The sequence below is a fragment of the Paracraurococcus lichenis genome (genome assembly GCF_030657435.1).
Classification (GTDB): Bacteria; Pseudomonadota; Alphaproteobacteria; order Acetobacterales; family Acetobacteraceae; genus Paracraurococcus; species Paracraurococcus lichenis.
Genome location: NZ_JAUTWS010000006.1, coordinates 94,372 through 112,786 on the forward strand (window position 1 = coordinate 94,372; position 18,415 = coordinate 112,786).

An 18,415-nucleotide genomic window follows, 5' to 3' on the forward strand; every position below is an offset into this window, starting at 1 on the left:
GGTCGGCCTCGCGCCCCTCAGGCCGCGCTGCGAATCGCCGCGCGCTGCCGGACCAGCCGCCCGATGGGGGAGGGCAGGTTCTCCAGCTCGATCCGACGGCCGGGCGGGCCGATGGCCGCATCGGCGATGGGACCGCCCGCCTCCGCCATGCGGCGGGCGACGAAGCTCTCCTGCGCCACGCGGATGGCATTGGCGATCTCGCCATAGGCGTAGAAATTCTGCAGCGGCGCCTGGCCCGCGCCCAGCCGCAGGATGTCCGGCGCCTGCGACCAGCAGGCGATGGCGCGTGCCGCATCGCCCTGCTCCCAGTGCAGGTAGCCCGCGATGAAGCCGCCCAGCAGCACATTGGTCATGGCGGTCGGCCATTTCGGCAGGTCGCCGGCAAAATGCGCGATCGCCTCGAAATGCCCGATCGCCTCGGCGATGCGGCCGCGCTGATAGGCGAGGTAGCCCGCGACCAGGCGGATCGAGGTGTGCCAGCGGAGGAACAGCCCCTCCGGCAGCGTCGGCGTGAGGCCGAGCAGCCGCTCCTTCTGCACGTCGAAGAGCGCCATCAGCTCCGGCTCCTGGCCGGGCGCGTCCAGCAGCCGGTAGCCGAGGACGCAGAGCGCCCCGGCATTCAGCGGATAATCGCCGGCGAAGCGCTCGAAAGCATAGACCGAGGCGTAGAGCAGGATCTCCGGGTCGCTGGTCCGGGTCGAGGGCGTCTGGATCTGCCGATAGAAGTCATGCACCGAGGCGAGCTTCAATCCGAGCGCCGCCGCCGCGCGCCCCTCCGCCTGCAGCCGCACCGCGGCGCCATCGGCCCGCAGGGCATAGACGGTGAAGTCGAAGACCATCGGCGCCGCGACCACCTCCAGCGGCAGGCGCAGCTCGAAGCCGTGCCGCCCCCCCGCCGCGCGTTCGGCGCGGCATTCCGCCCGCACGACGCCGGCGCGCACCACCAGGATCTGCGGCAGGAGAGGGTCGTCCGGCTGGGCCGGCACCCAGCCGGACAGGGTGAAGCTGCCGAGGCCGAGCCTCACCTGCTCCACGCATCCCGCGGGCGGGAGCGCCGCGATCGGGACGATGCGGTCGCGCCACCGCAATTCGGCGCCCTTGGCGGCCGGTTCCGTCATGCTGAAATCCACCTGTCTTGTCTGCGGGCGTCGCGTCAGGCCACGCCGGCCTGCAGCAGCGCATGCATGTGCAGCGCGCCGACCGGCTTGCTGCCGTCGAGGGCGACGAGGACCGAGATCTTGCGGTCGTTCATCTCCTTCAGCGCCGCGCTCGCCAGCATCTCAGGCACCACCGTGGTCGGGGAGCGGGTCATCAGCTCCGTCGCCTTCCGCTGCATGATGTCGGGCGCCATGTGGCGGCGCAGGTCACCGTCGGTGATGATGCCGGCCAGCGCCCCGGCCTCGTCCACCACGATGGCACAGCCCAGGCTGTGGCCGGTCATCGCCACGATGACGGCGCCCATGTCCATGTCCTGGCGCACCAGCGGCAGGTCGGGCGCCTTCTTCATCAGATCGCCGACCGTCAGGAGTTGCGCGCCGAGCTTCCCGCCGGGGTGGAACTGGTGAAAATTGGCCGGGGTGAAGCCGCGCTTCTCCAGCAGCGCCACGGCGATGGCATCGCCGAGGGCGAGCTGGAGGGTGGTGGAGGTGGTGGGCGCCAGGCCGTGCGGGCAGGCCTCCTCCACCTTCGGCAGGATCAGCGGGATATCCGCCGCCTTGCCGAGCGCGCTGGCGGCGCCGGAGGTGATGGCGATCAGCGGCACGCGGTGGCGGCGCGAGTAGTGGATGATGTCGCGCAGCTCCGCGGTCTCGCCCGACCAGGACAGCGCCAGGATGACGTCGCCCTGGGTGACCATGCCGAGGTCGCCATGGCTCGCCTCGGCCGGGTGCAGGAAGAAGCAGGGCGTGCCGGTGGAAGCCAGCGTCGCGGTGATCTTGTTGCCGACATGGCCACTCTTGCCCATGCCGGTGACGATCAGCCGCCCCTCGGCGCCGTGGATCGTCTCCACCGCGCGCACGAAGGCATCGCCGAGCGGACCGCGCATCGCCTGCTGCAGCACGCCGAGGCCGGCGGTCTCGATCTCGAGGGTGCGCAGGCCCGCCGCTCGGATGGCCTTGGCATCGGCCGGGCTGCGGCGGAGCGCGGCATTGGCGATATGGGCGTTCATGCTGACATTCCCGTCTGCGGCGCGAGCATACGGCGCGCCTTCTCCAGGTCCGCCGGCGTGTCGACGCCGAGCGGGACCCCGTTGACTTCCATGGCGTCGATGCGCATCCCGGCCTCGAGCGCGCGAAGCTGCTCCAGCTTCTCCCGCTGTTCGAGCGGGGAGGGCGGCAGCGCGACGAAGCGCGAGAGCGCCGTGCGCCGCCAGGCATAGAGGCCGATATGGTGCCAGAGCGGCCCCTCGCCCCAGGGCGCGGTCGCGCGGGTGAAGTACAGCGCGCGGTGCCGACCCCCGCCGAGCGCGGTGCCGATGAACTTCACGACCTGGGAGGCGGTGCGGTCCGCCTCCTCGTGAATCTCGGCGATCAGCGTCGAAAGCGCGACCTCCGGCTCCGCCATCGGCACGAGCGAGGCGCAGATCGCCGCGGCGGAGATCGTCGGCAGGTCGCCCTGCACGTTCACCAGCACGTCGTGCCGGCCGTCGGCGTCCAGCCGCTGCAGCGCCTCGAAGATGCGGTCGGAGCCGGAGGCGTGGTGCTCGCCCGTCATCACCGCCGTGCCGCCATGGTCGCGCACCGCCTCGGCGATCGCCGGGGTGTCGGTGGCGACCGCGACCGCGCCCACATCGGCCTCCTGCGCGCGGCGCAGGACATGCACGATCATGGGCAGGCCGTGGATGTCGAGCAGCGGCTTGCCCGGCAGCCGCGTGCTCGCCAGTCGGGCCGGGATGAGGACGAGCGGGTTCATGCCGGCAGCACGATCCGCCGGGCCTTGGCCACCTGGTCGAAGGCCATCAGGTCCTGGACGAGCGCCGGGAAGTCGCGCAGCGCGATCATGTTCGGCCCGTCCGACGGCGCGCGCTCCGGCGCCTCGTGCGTCTCGATGAAGACGCCGGCGACGCCGACCGCGACCGCGGCGCGCGCCAGCACGGGGACGAATTCCCGCTGCCCGCCCGAGGCGCCGCCGAGCCCGCCCGGCTGCTGCACCGAATGCGTGGCGTCGAACACCACCGGCGCACCCATCGCCGCCATCTGCGGCAGGCCGCGCATGTCGGTGACCAGGGTATTGTAGCCGAAGCTCGTGCCGCGCTCGGTCGCCAGCACGTTCGGATTGCCCGAGCCGGTGACCTTGGCGATGACGTTCTTCATGTCCCAGGGCGCGAGGAATTGGCCCTTCTTGATGTTCACCACGCGGCCGGTCTCGGCGGCGGCGATCAGCAGGTCGGTCTGGCGGCAGAGGAAGGCCGGGATCTGCAGGATGTCGACCACCTCCGCGGCCGGCCCGCAATGGCCGGGCTCGTGCACGTCGGTCAGCACCGGCAGGCCGAAGCGCTCCTTGATCTCGGCGAAGACCGCCATGGCGCCGGCCATGCCGATGCCGCGCGCGCCGCCGAGGCTGGTGCGGTTCGCCTTGTCGTAGGAGGCCTTGAAGACCAGGCCGATGCCGAGCCGCTCGGAGATGCCCTTCAGCGCCTCCGCCATCTCGAGCGCGTGCTCGCGGCTCTCCATCTGGCAGGGGCCGGCGATGAGGGCGATCGGCGCGTCATTGGCGAAGCGGACCTTGCCGGCCGCGACGACGGGGGAGGGAGCCAGGACAGGTTTTCTGTTCGACATCGCTTATCGGGACCGGGTCCGGCTGGACCGGGCCTCCGCCTTCCGGTTGAGGAACTGAACAATGGCCATGGGCGCGCCGTGGAGCGGGGCAGGTCCGGCCGGCCGGGCCGATGCGGTGCGGCCCTGCCTGTCGAGGTGATGTGTAATTAGGCGGTGCCGCCCGCCGGTGGAAGTGCGCCGGCGCGGCCGCACGCCGTCCCCGAAGCCGGCGGCCTGGCCGGAGCCGCGCGGCAGGCCGCCGGATCGCGTCACAGGGACAGCACGGCCCCGGAGGGGTGCCGCAGCGTGAAGTCGCCGAACTCGCCGGTCAGGAAGCGCAGCGGGGTCTGGCGGTTCGGGGTGGCCAGCGCCACCACCGCCGTCATCCCCGCCGGCACGCGCAGCCGGTAGAGCGTGCCCGGCGCGATGACCGCCATGTCGGTCATGCCGAGCAGTTCGGTATCGAGCGAGGCCGCGGTCGCGGTGGCCAGCGCCAGGGTGGCGACGCCGCCGGCCAGCCAGCGGGAGACGCCATCCGTGGTGAATTCCGGCAGGGCGTGGCTGTCGCGCACCACGTCCAGCATCAGCCTGCCCTCGCCGATGCCCATGACGATGGCGGCGCATTCGGTCGGGGAGGGGAGCGGCTCCGCCGTGCTCGGCTGCGCGAAATCGGTGGTGCCGCGCGCCAGCTCGGCACGGCAGACCAGCGGGTTGTCGTCGAAGGCGCCGCGCAGCAGGCCGAGCGCGGCGTCGCGGAACAGCACGCCCGGCAGGGCGGTCAGCACGTCGGCCGCATCCAGGCTGCCGCGCGGGGAGAGCGCGCCGGCCGGCAGCCGGGCCACCGCTTCCTCCGTGCGCGCGTCCAGCCCGACCGGCGCCAGCGCGTCGCGCAGCACCACATGCCCGGCCTCGATATAGCGGCCGAGCGGGCCGGCGGCCTGAGGCGAGACGGCGCCGATCGCCACCCGGCCGGCGAGGCGCCGGCGCGCATCGACGCGGTCGGTCCAGAGGCCGCCGAAGAGGCTGCGCGTCCAGCCGACGCCCGGATGCCGCGCGCGCATGGCGCGGAAGGCATCGACGAAGCCGGTCAGGTTGGTCCGCGGCAGCTCGACATCGCCATGGTCCGGCTTGACCACGACGAAGGCGAGCTGCGCCGGGTCGATGGCGGCGCCGAACTCGATCCGGAAGCCGCAGCGCCCGTCGCCGAGGCCGGCCGCGGCGAGGTCGGGCCGCGACAGGTCGGCGATCGCCTCGCCGATCACCGCGCCATTGATCATGGCCTGGACGAGCTGCGGCTCCGACCGGCGGTCGTCATGGCACCAGCCGGTGGCGTCGAGCGGCGTGAGGGCGTCGATGGATCCGCGAATGGTCATGCGGCCTGTTCCTTGGCTGTCCGACGCAGCGTGGCGTCGTAGAGGTCGAGCATGGCGGCGCCGGTCTCGGCGATGGTCGGCGGCACCGCCATCGTGTCCTGCAGCGCGAGCAGGCGCTGCGGCTCCGCCGCGAGGTTGCGCAGCAGGTTGGCGAGGGAGAAGGCGCTGCCGGCCTGGAAGTGGAAGCCGTCCAGCCCGTAGCGGACCTTCTCCGCCATGCCGCCGATATCGGAGCAGATGACGGGGCGGCGGTTCAGCAGCGCCTCCTGGATCACCAGGGGCGAGTTCTCCCACCAGATGGAGGGTACGAGCACGGCGTGGACCGAGCGCATGAGCGCATCGACGCGGCGGTTCTCGTAGGGGCCGCGGAAGGAGAAGTTCGGCGGCGCCTTGGCGAGCCTGGCCTCGAATTCCTTGCGGAAGGGTTCAGGCTGGCCGGAATGGTCGCCATGGACGTCGATGCGGACATTGGTCACGCCCTGCTCGTGCAGCATCTCGGCTGCCTCGATCAGGACATTGATGCCCTTGAGGCCCGAGATCTGCCCGAAGAAGCCGACGACCAGGCCGTCCTTCAGGTCCGGGTAGCGGTTCGGGCGGTCCTCCTGCGGCCGGATCGGCATGCCGTTCTCGATCATCGAGAGCTTCGCGGCCGGCAGGCCCCAGCGGACATAGCGGTCGATCAGGAAGTGGCTGGGCGAGACGAAGTGGTCCACCAGCCGGAAGAAGCGCTTCATGAAGAGCTCGCGCAGGAAGAAGTCCTGCTCGGAGATCTCGGGGAAGCACTTGTGGCAGTCGCGCGGGCTCGAGCGGTCGCAGAGCGAGAAGCTCGGCCGCTTCACCATCTGCCCGAAGTGGTTGCAGATGGCGAGGTACTCGTGCAGCGTCAGGACGATGCGCACATCCGGCAGGGCGCGCCGGATCTGCAGCAGCGCCTCCATGCCGAAATTCGTGTAGTGGTGCAGGTGCACCACGTCCGGCTGCAGGTCACGCAGCAGGGTGATGAACTCCGGCGGGAATTCCGGGTCGGAGTTCGAATGGATGAAGTGGTCGAAGCCGTGCCCGACATAGGCATAGTCGTCCGGCCCGAAGGGCTGGATGAGGCGCACGCCGAGCCGCTCGCCGATCTTGCCCGGCGCGGCGGCGAGGAACCAGGCGGTGACGTTGGACTGCGCCTTCAGGTACTCGTAGAGCTGGAAGGCCGCGATCTCGGCCCCGCCGCGGGAGACGCGCGGGTCCATGTGCGACATCACCAGCACGCGCAGCGGCGTGCGCCGCGGCGCCGGCGGCGTGCGGGACTCGGGCCCTGCCGGCGGCAGGGCGGCGGGCCGCGGGCGGCTCCGCAGGGCGGCACGGATCATCGCGGCGCCATCCTCCAGGGGTTTGCGGGTCATGCGAGGCGGAGGACCGTCGTGTCCGCCGAGGCCGCCGGGAAGCAGTGGCCCCAGCGGCGGGCGAAGGTCCAGCCGTTGATGAGGGTCAGGTTGTGCCGCCAGAAATTGCCCGGCGTGCCCTGCGACTGCCGCTCGAGATGCCAGAGCACGGCATCCTCGTGCACCGCGCAGTCCAGGCCCTTGGCGCGGATGCGCAGGCAGAGATCGGCATCTTCGAAGTCGCCGATGACGTAGTCGGTGTCGAAGCCGCCGAGCTCGGCCGCGAGGTCGCGCCGCAGCACCATGCAGGCGCCCGTCACCGCCTCCGCCCGCTTGAGCCCGCGCGACGGCGCGCGCTTGCGGCCCTTCCCCGGATGCATGGCATAGGGGAAGTTGCCGAGCTGCGGCAGGCGCTTGAAGGTCATGCCGGCATGCTGGATCGTGCCGTCCTCGAAGGTGAGGAAGCCGCCGGTGATGCCGAGCGTCGCATCCTCCTCGAGCGCGCCGATCAGCAGGTCGAGCCAGCGCGGCTCCTGCGGCATGACGTCCGAGTTCAGGTAGCAGATGTACTCGCCCCGGCATTCCGCGAGGCCGGCATTGTTCGCCGGCGCATAGCCGCGGTTCTCCGGCAGCAGCACCAGCTTCATCGGGATGCCGAAGCGTCGGTAGGCCGACTGCGCCAGGTCCATCAGCGCCTGCTTCTTCGGCGGATCGTCCAGCACATAGACCAGCTCGTCCGCCGCCAGCCCATGCTCGGAGAGCAGGGCGCACTGGTACATCAGGTAGTCGATGCGGCCATAGAGCGGGATGATGATGGAGCAGCGCGGCCGCTCCGGCAGCGTGCCGACCTCGACCACCGAGGGCCGGCCGGCCGTCGCCAGCCGCTGGCGGTTCAGCGCGACGACCGGCGGGCCGAGCACGCGGTCGCAGCGGTCCACCACCTCGTCGGGCGCGAGCTGGATGCCGCCGAGCAGCTTGCGGATCGCCGCCGCGCCGCCGCCGCCCGGCGCCGGCAGCGGCTTGAAGCCGGTCTCGCCGCTCTCGAGCTCGATCTCGAGATGCATCTCGCCCGACTCGAGCGTCGATGCCTCGACGTAGGCGAGGTAGCCGTGGCGCGCGTGGTCGAGGGTGTAGCGGTCGGCGAAGGCGTCGCGGATGTCCGGCCGGTCCGTCGCGATCCAGCGCTCGGCCAGCGGGGCGGAGAGGAAGCCGCGCGCGCGCAGCCGGATCGCCGCGATGGCGCGGTTCGGATCGAGGCACCAGCCCTGCAGCACCAGCCCGGCGCCGGGTGCCGCGAGCACCGCGTCCACCTCGAGATGCACCGGCACCGGCAGCTTCGCCAGCGTGTCCTCGCCCTGGTAGGAGGGCTGGGCCAGCACCTTCAGCAGCGGCGTGCGCGGCTTGCGGGTCTCGGCGCCGAGCAGCGTGCGCACCAGCGCCAGCAGCTCGGCCTCCTTCATCCGTCCGGTGCCGAGGGAGGGGCTGATCTTCCGCTCTGCCTCGAGGCTGAGCTCGAGCCCCTGCAGCAGCCCGGGATCGCCGGAGGCGCTGGGCACGAAGGCGATGTAGCCGATGCCGATGCTCTCGACATCCGGGCGCGGATAGCCGCTGACCGGGGCCTCGACCTCGATTGCGGCATCCTCGAAGCGCGCGACGGCGCGGCAGGTCTCGACGCCCTTCAGCGTCTCGCCCCGCACCCAGCCGCCGAAGAACCAGCCGCCGAGCGCCTTGGAATAGCCGTGCCAGTCGACGAAGCCGTCGGGCTCGGGCTTGCCCGGCGCCGTCTGCACGGGTGCCGGGGCCGGCGCCTCGGCCGGGCGCGTGCCGCGCGGGATGATGCGGCCGCGCCGCGCGCTGCTGCCCTGCAGCAGGCCGATGCGCTGGCCACCGGCGAGCAGCGCGTATTCGTGCTCGCCCTCGAGCAGCGTGCGTTCCAGCCCCGCCGCATGCACCAGCCGCGCGACCTCCTGCAGGCCGAGCTCGAAGCCGAGCCTGCGGCCGGCGGCGGCGCCGCTGAAGGGCAGGTCCGGGCGGGTGGCGTTCAGGGGGAGGGTGATGCGCTCTGTGCCGTCGACCACCAGCTCGAGCAGCGCCTCCTCCTCCGGCCCGTGCCACTGCGCGGGGTCGAAGACCCAGCCCGCCAGGCGCTCCGGCGAGACATGGTCGAGATGGCCGCGCGGGCGGAAATGCCGCGGGGCGAGCTCGGCGATGCGCTGCGAGAGCAGCGGCGCCTCGCCGGCGCGGAGCGTCAGGGCGATCGCCTCCGCATCGCCCTCGGGCCGCGGCAGGTCGAGCAGGAAGCCGCAGGGCTCGGTGGCGATGCCGCGCTGCGCCAGGTCCTTGCGGCGGAGGAAGCGGGTGATCGGGCGCGTGCTGCCATCGGGCAGGTCGAGGGCGATGGCGACGCCCGGCGCGCCGCCCTGCGGGCCGGCGACCCAGCCGCTGACCAGCAGGAAGCGCGTGCCGATCTCGACCGCCTCGATGCGGCCGCGATGCCCCTCGGCGCTGGCCGACAGGATGGCGGACTGGGCGGCGCTCATCGCGCCGGCTCCGACGGCATCAGGGAGGGAATGCCAGGGAAGGCCACGTCGCTCGACACTCCGTCAGCCGGTTGCGCAGTGGCCAGCCGAGGCGGCAGTAATGCCGCCGACGAGCCGCGCCATGTGCAAATACAAGATCAATAAAACGGTCCCGCAGAGGATGACTCCGCGTCCGATGACTGGACCGTGCCGGGGACAGGTGACCGGATCGTAAACCGGAGCGTGCATTATCCATGACGCGACCTGGCAGAACGCGTGCGAGGAGGATCGCGCCGAATATTCAACTTATAGTGGATTATCGGGCCGCCGATGGGTGCGGCCCGCCGCGCCGCCGCGCCGGCGGCGCGGCGCCTAGCGGTCGCGCCGCGCCCGCAGCGCGCCGTCGAGCAGCAGCAGCAGCAGGGTGAAGAGGATCAGCAGCACCGCGACCGCCGCCATGGTGGGGTCGAGGTTCTCGTTGATGCCGTCCCAGATCTTGCGGGGCAGGGTGAAGACGTTGCGGCTGGCGATGAAGAGCACCAGCACCAGCTCGTCCCAGGAATGGATGAAGGCGAAGATGGCGCCGGAGGCGATGCCGGGCAGGATCCGCGGCAGGATCACCCAGCGCAGCGTCTGCGGCAGGCTCGCGCCCATGCCGCGCGCCGCCTGCTCCAGCCGCGGGTCGAAGGCCGCGAGGGCGGTGGAGACGGTGATGACGACATAGGGGATGCCGGTCACGCCATGCGCCAGCACCACGCCGAGGAAGCGGTCCAGCAGGTCCAGCCTGCCGAACCAGCGATAGAGGCCGACGGCATAGACGATGGAGGGGATGATCAGCGGCAGCAGCATCAGCGCCCGCACGACCTCGGTGCTGCGGCGGGCGAGCCGCCAGCAGCCGATGGCGCAGAGCGTGCCGGCGACGACGGCGAGCAGGGTGGAGGCGGTCGCGATCCAGAAGCTCTGCCAGATGGCGCCGAGCCAGGCCTCGGAGCCCAGCAGGTTGGCGTAGTGGCGGAGGCTGAGCGATTCGGCCGGCAGGGAGAGGTAGCGCCGGTCGGTCAGCGAGACCGGCACGACGATGCTGATGGGCAGGAGCAGGTAGATCACCGTCGCCCAGGCGATGGTGCGGGCGAGGGGGCCGGCGCCATGGCCGCGCATCACCGCCCGCCCCCGAACATGCGCCGCAGATCCACCACGCGGGAGAAGACCGCGAGCGTCGCCAGGATCGCCGCCACCAGCACGGTCGCCAGCATGGCCCCCATGCCCCAGCGCACGAGGTCGAGGATCTGCAGCTTGATCCACTCGGCCGCCATCAGCGTCTTGCCGCCGCCGAGGATCGCCGGGGTGATGTAGAAGCCGAGCGAGACGATGAAGACCAGCACGCCCGCTGCGACCAGCCCGGGCATGGAGAGCGGCAGGAAGACGCGGCGGAAGGCGACGAGGCGCGAGGCGCCGAGGCTGCGCGCGGCGGCGAGCAGCCGCGGGTCGATCTCCCGCATCGCCGCCAGCATCGGCAGCACGGCATAGGGCACCATGTAGTGCACCATGCCGACGACGATGCCGAACTCGTTCCAGACCAGGCGCAGCGGCTCATCGATCACGCCGAGGGATTGCAGCCCCTCGTTCACCAGCCCCTGGCGGCGCAGCAGCGTGACCCAGGCGAAGGCGCGGACCAGGACGGAGATCCAGAGCGGCACCAGCACGCCCAGCAGCCACCAGCGCTGCGCCCGCGGCGAGGCGAGGGTGACGACATAGGAGAGCGCATAGCCGAGCAGCAGCGAGACCGCCGTCGTGATGACGCAGATGCGCAGCGTCGTCCCGATGACGCGCTGGACGCCGGGATTGGTCAGCAGCCGCTCGTAATTGCCGAGGCCGGGCGCCGGCTCGGTCACCGAGATCGCCAGCACCTGCAGGATCGGCGCGACATAGAGCACCGTCATCAGCAGGAAGGCCGGCAGCAGCAGCGCATACCAGCCGGCATCGCGGGGCAGGGCGAGGCCGGCGCGCGGCCCGGCGGCCGCAAGGGCCGTCGCCTCAGCCGCCATCGGCATCCTCCAGCACCGGCACCGCGGCATCGGCCGACCAGCCCAGCCGGACCGGCAGCCCCTCGCGCGGCGCGATCGGCGCGCGCCAGGCGGGCAGGGCGACGCGGATCTCGCCGAGATCGGCGGTCGCGACCGTCAGGCCATAGCCGGCGCCGAGATAGGCCCAGGCGGCGATGCGGCCCGTCACCTCGTTCTCCGCCCCGTCCTCCTCGCCGAGCAGGGCGATCTTCTCCGGCCGCAGCGACAGCAGCGCGGGCATGCCGGGCGCCGGATGCCCCTCGCGCATCGCCTGCACCAGGCGCGTGCCGCCGGCCTGCAGCGCGATATGGTCCGGCCGCACTTCCCGCACCATGCCGTGCAGGAAGTTCGACTTGCCGAGGAAGTCGGCGACGAAGCGGGTGCGCGGCCGCTCATACAGCGCCTCGGGCGGGCCGACCTGCACGAGCTTCCCATGGTTCAGGATGGCGACCTGGTCGGAGAGCGAGAGCGCCTCCTCCTGGTCATGCGTGACGTTGACGAAGGTGCGGCCGATGCGGCGGTGCAGCGCCTTCAGCTCCTCCTGCAGCTCCGCCCGCAGCTTCTTGTCGAGCGCCGAGAGCGGCTCGTCCAGCAGCAGCAGGTCCGGGTCGAAGACCAGCGCGCGGGCCAGCGCCACGCGCTGCTGCTGCCCGCCGGAGAGCTGCGCCGGCCGCCGCCCGGCGAAGCGGGAGAGCTGCACGAGGTCAAGGGCCGCGCGCACCTTCTCCTCGCGCGCCGCGCGCGACAGGCCGCGCACCCGCAGCGGGAAGGCGACGTTCTCCGCCACCGTCATGTGCGGGAAGAGGGCATAGCCCTGGAAGACCATGCCGAAGTCGCGCCGCTCCGGCGGCAGGCCGGTGATGTCGCGGCCGTCCAGCAGCACGGCGCCCGCGCTCGGCGCGACGAAGCCGGCGATGGCCATCAGGATCGTGGTCTTGCCGCTGCCGGAGGGGCCGAGCAGCGTCAGGAACTGCCCGCGATCCACTCGCAGCGAGACGCCGTCCACCGCGGTGAAGGCGCCGTAGCGCTTGGTGATGTCCCGCAGCTCCAGCGCATGCGCCGCCGTGCCGACCGCCGTATCGGGCGCCAGCGCGCCGGGGCGCGAGACGACCGTCACGCCTTGTAGTCCGGCTGCTCGCGGTCGAGCTTCCGCTTGAGCGCCTGCCAGGGCAGCCAGCCCTTGGTCGGCCCGGTGCTGAACTGCGCCCGCGTGCGTTCCACCGTGCCGCGCGACGGGATGGCCAGCGGCACGCCGCCCGCCTGCGCCGCGAGCTGGATGCGGCAGGACTGCTCGAGGTACCACATCCAGTAGAAGGCCTCGGCCACCGTGCGGCCGACGGTCAGCAGCCCGTGGTGGCGCAGGATCATGCAGGGCGCATCGCCCAGGTCCTTCACCAGCCGCTCGCGCTCGGACATGTTGTCGTCCGCCGCCACGCCCTCGTAGTCGTGGATGGCGACGCGGCCGTCGAACTCCATCGACATCTGGTTCAGCGGCAGGATGCTGCCCTGCTGCGCCGCGACCGCCATGCCCGCCAGGGTGTGGGTATGCATGACGCATTGCGCATCGGCGCGGCCGATATGCACGGCGGAATGGATGACGAAGCCCGCCGGGTTCACCGGCCAGGCCGTCGGCTGGGCCGGCTCGCCCTCGGCATCCACCACCACCAGGCTGGACGCCGTGATCTCCTCGAAGAGCAGGCCGTAGGGATTGACCAGGAAGCGGTGCCCCTCTCCGGGCAGGCGGGCGGAGAGATGGGTGAAGACCAGGTCGGTCATGCCATACAGGGCGATCAGCCGGTAGGCCGCGGCCAGGTCCTCGCGCAGTTCCTGCTCGGTCGGGACATGGTCGGGATCGGGGCGCTTCGGGGGAGGCGGCAAGGGCATGTCAGTAGCCTCGCGCTGGGTCGTAGAGGTTGGGCAATGCCTCGCCGCGCTCGAAACCGGCGATGCTGCGGGCGACATAGCCGGCGCGCTCCAGGCGCGTCGGCAGGCTGGCGACATGGGGGGTGATCGTCGCCCGGGGATGCGCCCAGAGCGGATGGTCGGCGGGGAGCGGCTCCGTCTCGAAGACGTCCAGCATGGCGCCGGAAAGCTGGCCGCTGTCGAGGGCGGCGAGGATGTCGCCGAGGTCGTGATGCATCCCGCGGCCGACCCCGACATAGCCCGCGCCGCGCGGCAGCAGCGCCAGCGTTTCCGCGCGAATGATCCGCCGCGTCTCCGGCGTCGCCGGCAGCAGGCAGACCAGGATATCCGTGCGGGCGAGGAAGGCCGGGAGTTCCGCCTCGCCCGCGTAGCTTTCGACGCCCGGCAGGTCCTTCCGCCGGCGCGACCAGCCGATGGTGCGGAAGCCGATGCCCTGCAGCATGGCGGCACTGCGCGCGCCCATGGTGCCGAGGCCCATGATGCCGACGGTCGTCAGGTCGGCGCGGCCCGGCGCCTCGAAATAGTCCCAGTCCCGCGCCGCCTGGGCGATGGCCATGCGGCGGGCGTCCTTCAGCAGCGACAGCACCGCCCAGCAGCAGAACTCGCCCATGCGCTGCGTCGCCTCGGGGATCGCCATGCGCACCAGCGGGACGTGCCGCGGCAGGTCGGGGTCGAGTAGGATGCCGTCCACCCCGGCGCCGGAGCCGAAGATGACGCGCAGCCGCGCCATGCGGGCGAGGCATCCCGGATCCGGGTCCCAGACCAGGGCGTAGTCGATGGAGTCGGGGCGCTGCAGCGCCTCCTCCCAGTAGACCAGTTCCAGCGTCGGATCGAGCCTGGCGAAGCAGGCCTGCCATTCGGCGAAGCCTTCCCGCCCGCCCGACTTCACGGCCATCACGCGGCGATCGGTCATGCGTACCTCATGCGCCGCAGTCTAGCAGGAAGCGGGCCAGCAGCACGGGCGCGGAGGCCTAGCCCGTCACCGCGTCCAGGAACTCCTGGTTGATCTCCTGGTAGCGCTCGCCCCACCAGCCACCATCGATCATCACCTGCTGCTTTTCGTTCTCCGGATCCGTCGGGTTGAAGCGCTTCAGCTCCGCCGGGACCATGGCGGCCGCCTTCGGGTTGGTCGGGCCATTGCCCAGCAGGCCGAGCAGGCCGACCTGCGGCTCGGGCTTGGCCAGCATGCTCGCCAGCAGGCGCTGCGCCAGCTCGCCGCCCGGATTGCCCTTCGGGATGACGAAGATGCCGGGCTGCAGGACGCCCTGGTTCCAGATGAACTTGATGCGGCCCTTGGTCTCGCGCTCCAGCACCGAGGCGCGGGTGTGCCAGATCTGGCCCATGACCGCCTCTCCCGTGCGCATCAACTGCTCGCTCTCCGAGCCGTTGTTCCAGAACACCAGGTTGCGCCGCAGCTCGGCGACGCGCTTGATGCCGGCGCGCATGTCGATGGGGTAGAGCGCGCCCGGCGGCTTGCCCATGGACATGAGCGCGGCTTCCAGCGTGCAGGTGGCGTCGCGCCGCAGCAGCCGCGTGCCGGGGAAGCGCTTCAGGTCCCAGAAATCCGCCCAGCCCGTCGGCGGCGTCGGGAATTTGGCGCTGTCGTAGACCAGCACGCTGCTGAAGGAATAGGGCGCCGCGCCGTAGTCCAGCGCGAATCCGGGGGCGATCACGTTCTCCCGGTTCAGGATGGCGTAGTCGAGCTTCGTCGCCAGGCCGAGCCTGCCCAGCAGGTTGGCGCCGCTCGCCGAGCTGTCGCAGAGGTCCCAGGTGACGCGCCCGCTCTCGACCATGCTGCGGATGCGGCCGGTGGAGGGGCCGGTGCTGTCCTGCACCACCGTCACGCCCGGCGTCTCGGCGGCGAAGGGCGCGCCGTAGAACTTGCCGAAGCCCTCGTTCGCCAGGCCGCCCCAGTTGACCATGACGAGCTGCTTCGCGGCCTGCGCCAGCGCCTCGCGGCCCAGCGCGCCGGTCGCGCCCAGCGCCGCCAGGGCCTGCATCAGGCCGCGGCGCGTGATGCGCCCGCGCGCGTGCAGCTCCCCTGCCAGCGCCACGCAATCCTGCTGGAATGTCTGCATCTCCGGTCCCCTCTTGCGGTCGGCGGCCGCCGGCGTGACCCTTGCGTAGCAAAGCCCATTCCAGCCCGACCGGGAAAGACCCTGCATGGCCCATCCGCTGCTTGCCGCCGGCTTCAAGACCAGCCCCTGGTGGTGGGAGGCCGCCGAGCCGCCCCAGCGCGACAACACCCTGCCGGGCCGCGCGCCCGTGGTCGTCGTCGGCGGCGGCTATGCCGGGCTCTCCGCGGCGCTGACCCTGCAGCGCCTGGGGCATCAGGCGGTGGTGCTGGATGCGGAGCGGATCGGCTGGGGCGCTTCCTCGCGCAATGGCGGCATGGTCTCGGGCGGGCTGAAGGTGGCGGGCGCCGGGCTCGAGAAGGCCTTCGGCAAGGCACAGGCGGAGGCCATCACCCGCACCGCTGCCGCCAGCCTGCCCTTCATCGAGGAGACCATCGCGCGGGAGGGGATCGACTGCGACTATCTCCGCTGCGGCCGCTTCTCCGCCGCCTGGTCGCCCGCGCATTACGACGCCATGGCGCGCCGCGCCGAGGCGCTGGCCGAGATCACCGGCCTGCCGACCAGCATGCTGCCCAAGGCGCGGCAGCGGGAGGCGCTGGGCAGCGACCACTACCACGGCGGCATGCTGGTGGCGGCGACCGGCAGCCTGCATCCCGGCAAGTATGCCCGCGGCCTGGCGGCGGCGGCCGAGCGCGCCGGCGCGCGGCTGGTGGATGGCGTGCGCGTGCAGGGGATCCGGGAGGAGGGCAACGGCTTCCGCATCGCCACCGACCGGGGCGAGGTGCGCGCCGATGCGGTGCTGGTCACGACCAATGGCTATTCGCTGGACCGGCGCGGCACGGCGCTGCCCTGGCTGGCGCGGCGCCTCGTGCCGCTCAACAGCTACATCATCGCGACGGAGGAACTGGGCGAGGCGGTGATCGACCGGCTCTTCCCCGGGCGGCGCATGGTCTCCGACAGCAAGCGGGTGCTGAACTACTTCCGCCCCTCGCCGGACGGGAAGCGCGTGCTCTGGGGCGGCCGCGCCAGCTTCCGCGCCGCGACCGCGGAGCAGTCCGCACCGGCGCTGCACGGCTACATGACGGCCTGCTTCCCGGAATTGCGCGACGTGAAGGTCACCCACGCCTGGACGGGCAACGTCGCCTTCACCTTCGACCACCTCCCGCATATCGGCGTGGAGCGCGGCGTGCACTATGCCGCGGGGTGCCAGGGCAGCGGCGTCGCCATGGCCACCTGGCTCGGGCACAACGTGGCGCTGAAGCTGGCGGGCGCCGCGAATGCCCGCTTCGCGCTGGACGGGCTGCCCTTCCCGACGCGGCCCTTCTACCGCGGCAACCCCAACTGGGTGCTGCCCTTCATCGGCGAGTGGTACAAGCTGCGCGACCGCATCGACCGGATGGCGGCCTAAGCAAACCCCTCGGGGTTTGCGCTGCAACAAGACCCTAAGCAGGCTTTCGCTTCGAAGGGTTGGGCCGCACGAAGTGTGGCCCAAGCCGCGAAAGCCTGCTGAGCCGCTACCGCCGGTCGCTCCGCGGATCGAGCGCGTCGCGCAGCCCGTCGCCGACCAGGTTGAAGGCCAGCACCACCAGGAAGATTGCGAGGCCCGGGAAGATTGCCAGCCAGGGCGCCTGGGTCAGGAAGCGCTGCGCGCTGTTCAGCATGCTGCCCCAGCTCGGCGCCGGCGGCTGCTGGCCGAGGCCGAGGAAGGAAAGCGAGGCCTCGGCGATGATCGCCTCCGCGATGGCGAGCGTCGCCTGCACCAGCAGCGGCGGGACGATGTTCGGCAGGACGTGGAACAGGCCGAGCCGCCAGGGCGGATTGCCGAGCGCGCGCGCCGCCTCCACCCAGTCGGTCGCCCGCGCCTCCATCGCCATGCCGCGCGCCAGGCGCACGAAGACCGGCGAGGCCGTGATGGCGATGGCGAGCATGGCATTCTCGAGCGCCGGGCCGAGGAAGGCGGCCAGCGCGATCGCCAGGATCAGGAAGGGCACGGAGAGCATCGCATCCGCGACGCGGGAGATGATCGTGTCCGTCCAGCCGCCGGCGAGGCCCGCCAGCAGCCCGACCGGCACGCCGATCAGCAAGGCCACCAGCACCGAGACCACGCCCGCGAGCAGCGAGGCGCGCGCCCCGTAGAGCACGCGGGCCAGCACGTCCCGCCCGTTCTCGTCCGTGCCGAACCAGTGCGCCGCCGAGGGCGCCTTGCGGATGGCGGTCCAGGAGGTGGCGAGCGGATCGGCCGGCGCCAGCAGCGGCGCGAGGATGGCGGCCAGGACGAAGAGCACCACCACCGCCAGCCCGAAGACCGCGAGACGGTGCCGCAGGAAGCGCCGGACCGCGCGGCGGGCCGGGGATTCGCCGCGCTCCGCCGCGGCCAGGGTGGTCGCGCTCATGCCGTCCTCAGGCGCGGGTTGATCGCCATGTAGAGCAGATCGGCGACGAGGCTCAGCAGCACGAAGATCAGCGCCGTCGCTAGCACCACGCCCTGCACCACCGGATAATCGCGGTTGAAGACGGCATCCACGATCAGCTTGCCGAAGCCGGGGATGGTGAAGATCTGCTCGGTCAGCACGGCGCCGGCCAGCAGCCGGCCGAACTCGATGGTGCCGAGCGTGACCACGGGGATCAGGGCATTGCGCAGCGCGTGCTTAGCCACCACGACGCGCTCGGCCAGGCCCTTGGCGCGGGCGGTGCGGACATAGTCCTGGGAGAGCGCCGTCAGCATCGCCGCCCGCGTATGGCGCATCAGCACGCCGGCGATGGAATTGCCCAGCACGAAGGCCGGCATGATGGTGGTTGCCAGCGACTGCAACGGGTCCTCGAACAATGGCACATAGCCCGAGGGCGGCAGCCAGCCGAGCTCCACGCTGAAAAGCAGGATCAGCATGATGCCGAGCCAGAAATTCGGCGTCGAGATGCCGAAGAGCGCGACGGCATTCGCCGCCCAGTCCAGCGGCCGGTCGCGCTTCACCGCCGAGAGCACGCCCATCGGCACGCCGATCAGCAGGGCGATGACGAAGGCCATGCTGGCGAGCTGGAGGGTGACCGGCAGCTTCTCCAGGATCAGCGCCCCGACCGGCTCGCGGATGCGCCAGGAATAGCCGAAATCGCCGACCAGCACGCGGCCGGCCCAGGCCAGGTACTGCTCCGGCAGCGGCCGGTCGAGCCGGAGCTCGGCGCGGATCTGCGCCAGCACCTGCGGGTCGCCGCGCTCCTCGCCCGCCAGGATCAGCGCGGGATCGCCGGGCATGAGCTGCTGCAGCCCGAAGATCAGGACGGAAAGGATCAGCAGCGTCGGCAGGATCTGCCCGAGCCGCCGCAGGAGCCAGATCGCCAT

General features: G+C 71.7%; 16 protein-coding genes. 1 reads left to right on the forward strand and 15 read right to left on the reverse strand.

Annotated features, from left to right (window positions below; translation table 11 throughout):
* Nucleotides 1–17: 17 nt before the first annotated feature.
* The 13 genes from Q7A36_RS08060 to Q7A36_RS08120 all read right to left on the reverse strand — a co-directional run bounded on the left by Q7A36_RS08060 (nucleotide 18) and on the right by Q7A36_RS08120 (nucleotide 15,081).
* Complete coding sequence (locus Q7A36_RS08060; protein ID WP_305103163.1) at nucleotides 18–1,118, reverse strand: tetratricopeptide repeat protein; 1,101 nt, start codon at nucleotides 1,116–1,118, stop codon at nucleotides 18–20.
* Between the two features lie 35 nt (nucleotides 1,119–1,153).
* Entirely contained in the window at nucleotides 1,154–2,167 is a 1,014-nt protein-coding gene (locus Q7A36_RS08065; protein ID WP_305103164.1) for a KpsF/GutQ family sugar-phosphate isomerase, read from the reverse strand.
* Nucleotides 2,164–2,910, reverse strand: coding sequence for a 3-deoxy-manno-octulosonate cytidylyltransferase (locus Q7A36_RS08070; protein ID WP_305103165.1), 747 nt, complete (start codon nucleotides 2,908–2,910; stop codon nucleotides 2,164–2,166). The genes Q7A36_RS08065 and Q7A36_RS08070 overlap by 4 nt, the downstream gene beginning before the upstream one ends.
* Nucleotides 2,907–3,776 carry a 3-deoxy-8-phosphooctulonate synthase gene (kdsA, locus tag Q7A36_RS08075; RefSeq protein ID WP_305103166.1) on the reverse strand — a complete coding sequence of 290 codons (870 nt, stop codon included), beginning with the start codon at nucleotides 3,774–3,776 and terminating at the stop codon, nucleotides 2,907–2,909. The genes Q7A36_RS08070 and kdsA overlap by 4 nt, the downstream gene beginning before the upstream one ends.
* 248 nt (nucleotides 3,777–4,024) lie before the next feature.
* Entirely contained in the window at nucleotides 4,025–5,128 is a 1,104-nt protein-coding gene (locus Q7A36_RS08080; RefSeq protein WP_305103167.1) for a hypothetical protein, read from the reverse strand.
* Complete coding sequence (locus Q7A36_RS08085; RefSeq protein WP_305103168.1) at nucleotides 5,125–6,519, reverse strand: glycosyltransferase; 1,395 nt, start codon at nucleotides 6,517–6,519, stop codon at nucleotides 5,125–5,127. The genes Q7A36_RS08080 and Q7A36_RS08085 overlap by 4 nt, the downstream gene beginning before the upstream one ends.
* Nucleotides 6,516–9,038 (reverse strand): glycosyltransferase family 2 protein, encoded by a 2,523-nt coding sequence (locus tag Q7A36_RS08090; protein WP_305103169.1) that lies wholly within the window; start codon nucleotides 9,036–9,038, stop codon nucleotides 6,516–6,518. Before Q7A36_RS08090 ends, Q7A36_RS08085 begins: the two co-directional genes overlap by 4 nt.
* A 351-nt stretch (nucleotides 9,039–9,389) precedes the next feature.
* Nucleotides 9,390–10,175 (reverse strand): ABC transporter permease, encoded by a 786-nt coding sequence (locus Q7A36_RS08095; protein WP_305103170.1) that lies wholly within the window; start codon nucleotides 10,173–10,175, stop codon nucleotides 9,390–9,392.
* Complete coding sequence (locus Q7A36_RS08100) at nucleotides 10,175–11,062, reverse strand: ABC transporter permease (protein WP_305103171.1); 888 nt, start codon at nucleotides 11,060–11,062, stop codon at nucleotides 10,175–10,177. Before Q7A36_RS08100 ends, Q7A36_RS08095 begins: the two co-directional genes overlap by 1 nt.
* Entirely contained in the window at nucleotides 11,052–12,197 is a 1,146-nt protein-coding gene (locus Q7A36_RS08105) for an ABC transporter ATP-binding protein (protein WP_305103172.1), read from the reverse strand. The genes Q7A36_RS08100 and Q7A36_RS08105 overlap by 11 nt, the downstream gene beginning before the upstream one ends.
* Nucleotides 12,194–12,964 (reverse strand): class II aldolase/adducin family protein, encoded by a 771-nt coding sequence (locus Q7A36_RS08110; protein ID WP_305103173.1) that lies wholly within the window; start codon nucleotides 12,962–12,964, stop codon nucleotides 12,194–12,196. The genes Q7A36_RS08105 and Q7A36_RS08110 overlap by 4 nt, the downstream gene beginning before the upstream one ends.
* Nucleotide 12,965: 1 nt before the next feature.
* Nucleotides 12,966–13,916 carry a 2-hydroxyacid dehydrogenase gene (locus Q7A36_RS08115; protein WP_305103174.1) on the reverse strand — a complete coding sequence of 317 codons (951 nt, stop codon included), beginning with the start codon at nucleotides 13,914–13,916 and terminating at the stop codon, nucleotides 12,966–12,968.
* Between the two features lie 58 nt (nucleotides 13,917–13,974).
* Nucleotides 13,975–15,081 (reverse strand): ABC transporter substrate-binding protein, encoded by a 1,107-nt coding sequence (locus Q7A36_RS08120; protein ID WP_305103175.1) that lies wholly within the window; start codon nucleotides 15,079–15,081, stop codon nucleotides 13,975–13,977.
* Between the two features lie 85 nt (nucleotides 15,082–15,166).
* Between Q7A36_RS08120 and Q7A36_RS08125 the strand changes: the two genes are divergently transcribed.
* Nucleotides 15,167–16,486, forward strand: a complete 1,320-nt coding sequence (locus tag Q7A36_RS08125) for an NAD(P)/FAD-dependent oxidoreductase (protein ID WP_305103176.1) — start codon at nucleotides 15,167–15,169, stop codon at nucleotides 16,484–16,486.
* Nucleotides 16,487–16,592: 106 nt separating this feature from the next.
* Here the strand turns inward: Q7A36_RS08125 and Q7A36_RS08130 are convergent, their stop codons facing one another.
* Both Q7A36_RS08130 and Q7A36_RS08135 read right to left on the reverse strand, forming a co-directional pair.
* Nucleotides 16,593–17,471, reverse strand: coding sequence for an ABC transporter permease (locus Q7A36_RS08130; protein ID WP_305103177.1), 879 nt, complete (start codon nucleotides 17,469–17,471; stop codon nucleotides 16,593–16,595).
* On the reverse strand, nucleotides 17,468–18,415 hold the full coding sequence (locus tag Q7A36_RS08135) for an ABC transporter permease (RefSeq protein WP_305103178.1): 948 nt from the start codon (nucleotides 18,413–18,415) through the stop codon (nucleotides 17,468–17,470). Before Q7A36_RS08135 ends, Q7A36_RS08130 begins: the two co-directional genes overlap by 4 nt.